The 5,208-nt window shown below is 74.1% G+C and carries 5 protein-coding genes; 4 read left to right on the top strand and 1 reads right to left on the bottom strand.

Features of this window, described 5'->3' with window-relative positions:
- The 3 genes from purE to manA form a co-directional block, all read left to right on the top strand.
- On the top strand, positions 1-546 hold a 546-nt coding region (gene purE, locus J1M39_RS06560), incomplete at its 5' end, for a 5-(carboxyamino)imidazole ribonucleotide mutase (RefSeq protein WP_241253898.1).
- Positions 546-2,159, top strand: coding sequence for an LCP family protein (locus J1M39_RS06555; protein ID WP_206496591.1), 1,614 nt, complete (start codon positions 546-548; stop codon positions 2,157-2,159). The genes purE and J1M39_RS06555, both read left to right, overlap by 1 nt.
- Before the next feature lie 41 nt (positions 2,160-2,200).
- Positions 2,201-3,445 (top strand): mannose-6-phosphate isomerase, class I, encoded by a 1,245-nt coding sequence (gene manA, locus J1M39_RS06550; RefSeq protein ID WP_206496590.1) that lies wholly within the window; start codon positions 2,201-2,203, stop codon positions 3,443-3,445.
- A 23-nt stretch (positions 3,446-3,468) separates the two neighbouring features.
- Here manA and glpX read toward each other — a convergent pair whose 3' ends face one another.
- Positions 3,469-4,491 carry a class II fructose-bisphosphatase gene (gene glpX / locus J1M39_RS06545; RefSeq protein ID WP_002854500.1) on the bottom strand — a complete coding sequence of 341 codons (1,023 nt, stop codon included), beginning with the start codon at positions 4,489-4,491 and terminating at the stop codon, positions 3,469-3,471.
- Between the two features lie 107 nt (positions 4,492-4,598).
- Here glpX and J1M39_RS06540 point away from each other — a divergent pair, with 107 nt between their 5' ends.
- Positions 4,599-5,189, top strand: a complete 591-nt coding sequence (locus J1M39_RS06540) for a DUF4245 domain-containing protein (RefSeq protein ID WP_002854501.1) — start codon at positions 4,599-4,601, stop codon at positions 5,187-5,189.
- Positions 5,190-5,208 lie beyond the last annotated feature (19 nt).

The raw sequence follows: 5,208 nt of genomic DNA, 5'->3' as shown, positions 1-5,208 counted from the left end.
CCCCAGACCCCTGCCCAGCCCCTGCAGGACGACGCCCCGGTCGTCTCCGTCGTGATGGGCTCCGACTCCGACTGGCCCGTGATGAGCGCGGCCGCCGAGGCCCTGCGCGAGCTCCACGTGCCCGTCGAGGTCGGCGTGGTCTCCGCGCACCGCATGCCCCACGAGATGGTGGAGTTCGGCGCCCGCGCGCACCGGCGCGGGATCCGCGTGATCGTGGCCGGCGCGGGCGGCGCGGCCCACCTGCCCGGCATGCTCGCCGCCGTCACCCCCCTGCCCGTGATCGGCGTACCCGTGAAGCTCACGAGCCTGGACGGGATGGACTCCCTGCTCTCGATCGTCCAGATGCCCGCCGGCGTGCCGGTGGCCACCGTCTCCATCGACGGCGCCCGCAACGCCGGCCTGCTGGCCGCCCGCATCCTCGCCTCGGCCGACACCGCGGAGGGCGACCGCCTGCGCGCCGCCCTCGCCGAGCACGCCGACGAGCTCAACGCCCAGGCCCGGGCCAAGGGAGCCCGCCTGCGCGAGCGGATGGCCGCCGACCGCTGATGTCGACCGCCCCCGGATCCGTGCCCGCCGGTCACGCGCAGCCCGACCCGCTTCGGGACCCGCGCGTCGCCTCCCCCACCGAGCGCACCCGTCGGGCGCTGATCCTCACCGCGCTGACCCTGCTGGTCCCCGGCGGCGCCCAGCTCGTCGCCGGCAGCCGCCGGCTCGGCCGCGTGGCGCTGCGGGTCACCGTCACCGTGTGGGCCGTGCTGCTCCTCGGGCTGCTGTGGTGGCTGGTCTCCCGCGCGAGCCTGATCTCGCTCATGGCCCGGGACGGCGTGCTGCTCGGACTGGCGGTGGTCCTGGCGGCGTTGGCGGTGGGCTGGGCGGTGCTGTGGGTGGACACGTTCCGGCTGATCCGGCTGCACCTGCTCGCCCCCGGCGCGCGGAAGATCACGGCGGCGGTCACCGCGCTCGCGCTCGTGCTCACCAGCGGCGCCCTGCTCTACGGCGGCTGGGCCGCGAACACGAGCCGCGGGGCGCTCGGCGAGGTCTTCCAGGAGGGACCGGCCGTCCCGGAGGCCGAGGGCCGCTACAACATCCTGGTCCTGGGCGCGGACGCCGGCGAGGGCCGGCAGGGGCTGCGCCCGGACTCCATGCACGTGGTCTCCGTGGACGCCCGCACCGGCGCCATCGTGATGTTCTCCCTGCCCCGCAACCTCCAGGACGTGCCGTTCATCGAGGGCTCCCCGCTGTGGGACGTCTACCCGAACGGCTTCGACTGCGGCGACGAGTGCATCCTCAACGCCCTCTACACGGACGTGGAGGAGCATCACGCAGACCTCTACCCGGACGCCGAGCACCCCGGCGCCGAGGCCATGAAGGACGCCGCCGGCGGCATCCTCGGCCTGGACGTCTCCGGCTACGCCCTCATGGACATGGGCGGCTTCGCCCAGCTGATCGACGCCATGGGCGGGGTGGACGTCGTCAGCGGCGGCTACGTGGTGCACCGCGGCGTCCGGCCCGACGGCGTCTGGGGCAACATCTGGTGGGAGCCGGGCACCCACCACTTCAACGGCGACGACGCGCTCGCCTTCGCCCGCTCCCGGCACTGGTCCACCGACTACGCCCGCATCCGCCGGCAGCAGTGCATGCAGGCGGCGATGCTGGAGCAGTTCAGCCCCGCCACCGTGCTCACCCGCTTCGCGGGGATCCTCGCGGCGGGCCAGCAGATCGTGACCACCGACCTGCCGCAGTCCCAGCTCGGCACGTTCGTCGACCTCGCCGAGCGCTCGCGCGGCCAGAAGATGCGGCGGCTGACCATCGGCCCGCCCGACTTCGGCGACACGGGCACCCACTTCACCACCTACCCCGACTACGACCTCGTCCACCGCCGCGTGGACGAGATGCTGGCCGACGAGTCCGTGACCGCCGGGTCGGAGCCGACCGGCGTCCCGGCGACGCCGCTGCTCACCGTGCTGGCCGTCGTCGCGCAGGAGACGCAGGCCCCCGACGTCGACGAGGACGACCCGGCCACGTGGCCGGCCCCGCCGACCCGCTCCGACGGCGAGCCCTTCACCGCCGAGGACCTGATGACGGCCGAGGACCTGGGCCAGGAGGACGTGCTGAACCACGCGTCCTCGACCAACGGGCTGTGCGTCCCCGCCCCGTGAGGCGCGACGCGCGGGCCGACGGGCTGACCTAGGCTGGGCGCATGCACGTCCTGAAGCCCGTGATCCGTGACTACGCCTGGGGCTCCCCCACGCTCCTCGCCGACCTGCAGGGACGCGAGCCCACCGGCCGCCCCGAGGCCGAGCTGTGGCTGGGCGACCATCCGGGCGCCCCGTGCGTCGCCGTCGTGGCGGACGGCGCCCACGTCGGCCTGGACGAGGTGGTGGCCGCGGACCCGGAGCGCTGTCTCGGGCCCGCCGCGCCGGAGGGCCGTCTGCCCTTCCTCATGAAGCTGCTCGCCGCGGGCGCCCCGCTGTCCATCCAGGCGCACCCCACCCTGGAGCAGGCCCGCGCGGGCTTCGCCGCGGAGGAGGCCGCCGGCGTGCCGGTCGACGCCCCGGAGCGCAACTACAAGGACGCGAACCACAAGCCGGAGATGCTGCTCGCGCTGACCCCCTTCTCGGCGATGTGCGGCTTCCGCTCCCCCGAGGTCTCCTCGGACAGCTTCGAGGCCCTGGCCCGTGCCCTCACGGAGCGGGCGGACGGGGACACGTCCGCCGTCGCCATCGCCGCCGCCCGGATCAGCCAGGCCCTCGCCGCCGGGGACCTCGAGGACGCGTTCACCTCGATCCTCGACCCGGACTCCGTGTGGGGCGCCCCCGGCGCCGTGGCGCAGGTCGTGGACGTGCTGCGGGCTGCGCCGGACCTGGCCGAGCGCGACCCCTCGCTGGCCACGGCCCTCGAGGCCGCCCAGCACCACCCGGACGACCCCGGCGTGGTGGTGGCCATCCTGCTCAACCGCGTGGACCTGGCCCCGGGTCAGGCCATCCATCTGCCCGCCGGCAACGTGCACGCGTACCTGCACGGGCTGGGCGTGGAGGTCATGGCGGCCTCGGACAACGTGCTGCGCGGCGGGCTCACCCCGAAGCACATGGACGTGCCCGAGCTGCGCCGCGTGGTCACCTTCGAGGCGCTGCCGGTGCCCTCCACCGAGCCCGAGCGCGTGGCCGACTCCGTGGTGGCCTTCCGCCCGCCGTTCGAGGAGTTCGAGCTGCTCCAGGCCACGCTCGAGGACGACGCCGTCCACGGGCTCGACGTGCACGGGCCCGGGATCGCGGTGGTCACCCGCGGCACGGCAAGCCTGGCCCTGGCAGGCCAGGAGATCGAGCTGGGCCCGGGCGAGGCCGTGTTCCTGCCCGCCGCGGAGACGGCGTCCGGCCCGCTGGCCGTCCGCGCCGCGGCCGGCGCCCCGGCGACGGTGCACGTGGCCGGCCTGCCGCGGGGCTGAGCCCGGCAGACCGGCCCGCGGGCTCAGCGGGCGTCGCGGTCCCCCAGCCACTTGGACCACTTCTTCACGTCGTGCTCGGCGTCCACGGTGCGGACCGTGCCGGACGACGAGCGCATCACGATGGACTGCGTGTGCACGCGGCCGTCGGCGAAGCGCACACCGCGCAGCAGGTCGCCGTCGGTGATGCCGGTGGCCGCGAAGTAGCAGTGGTCGGAGGTGACCAGCTCGTTCGTGGTCAGCACCGCGTCGAGGTCGAGGCCGGCGTCGAGGGCCTTCTGCTTCTCGGCGTCGTCGGTGGGGGCCAGGCGACCCTGGATGATGCCGCCGGTGGCCTTGATCGCGCACGCGGTGACGATGCCCTCGGGGGTGCCGCCGATGCCCATCATCATGTCCACGCCGGTGTCCGGGCGGGCGGCGGCGATGGCGCCGGCGACGTCGCCGTCCAGGATGAACTTCACGCGGGCGCCGGCCTGGCGGATCTCCTTGACCAGGCCCTCGTGGCGGGGGCGGTCCAGCACGCACACGGTCACCTGCGAGACGGGCTTGTCCAGGGCCTTGGCCACGAGGTTCACGTTCTGCTTCACCGGCAGGCGCATGTCCACGAAGTCGGCGGCCTCGGGGCCCACCACGAGCTTGTCCATGTAGAACACGGCCGACGGGTCGAACATGGTGCCGCGCTCGGCCACCGCGAAGACGGAGAGCGCGTTGTTGTAGCCCATGGCGGTCAGGCGGGTGCCGTCGATCGGGTCCACGGCCACGTCCACGGCGGCGCCGGAGCCGTCGCCGACCTGCTCGCCGTTGAACAGCATGGGGGCCTCGTCCTTCTCGCCCTCGCCGATCACCACGGTGCCGTCCATGGCCACGGTGTCCATGAACGCGCGCATCGCGTCCACCGCGGCGCCGTCCGCCTTGTTCTTGTCCCCGTAACCCACCCAGGGGCTCGCGGCGATGGCCGCCGCCTCGGTCACTCGCACCAACTCCATGGCCAGGTTGCGGTCCGGGACGTGATTCTCGTAGCCGGTCTTCTCCGAGGACGCGCTGGTCATCGCTGCTCCGATCCTTGCTCGCGGCGCTCCGTCCGCACGAGACGGGGCGTGAGGGCGGCTCTGCCCCGGTCCTCATCCTACGGGGGCGGCCTCCCGTGGGTGGCACAATGCTGACCGTGAGCTCCGCCGACCCCCACGCCCCCGCCCCCCGTCCCGTCCTGACCGCCACGCAGGCGCAGCGGGCCCGGCAGCCGTGGATGGCCATGGTGCTCTCCCTGGCGGCTCTGCTGGCGATCGTGGCCGTGGTCCTCCTGCTCAACCCGGAGCCGCCGCAGCGGCCCCGTGAGGACCGCGTCGACGTCGCCGCCGAGGCCGCCACGATCCCCCACGACGACGGCGACCTGCCGGCCCTGGCGCCCGAGGTACCGGAGTCCTGGTACGCCAACTACGCCCGCCTGCAGAAGCTGGACGGCGTCTCCACGTGGGACGTCGGCTGGGTGGTCACGGACACGGTGTTCGCGGGCCTGCAGCAGGCCGAGGACGTCGACCCCACCTGGGTGAGCCTGCGGGTGGACCAGGTCCCGACGTCGGAGACGATCGAGATCGACGGGATCGCGTGGGACCTCCACGCCGATCCGAAGAAGCCGGAGCGACGGCTCGTGGCGGAGGTGGACGGCAGCACCGTGGTGCTGACCACCACCGGCGACCAGGCCGTCCTCGAAGACCTGGCGCACGGCGTCGCGAAGGAGACCCGATGACCCCCCACACCCTGTCTCT

The sequence above is a fragment of the Micrococcus sp. KRD077 genome, from assembly GCF_017168505.1.
Classification (GTDB): domain Bacteria; phylum Actinomycetota; class Actinomycetes; order Actinomycetales; family Micrococcaceae; genus Micrococcus; species Micrococcus luteus.
Note: the sequence above shows the minus strand (reverse complement) of the source record. Positions and strands in the feature narration are given on the sequence as shown.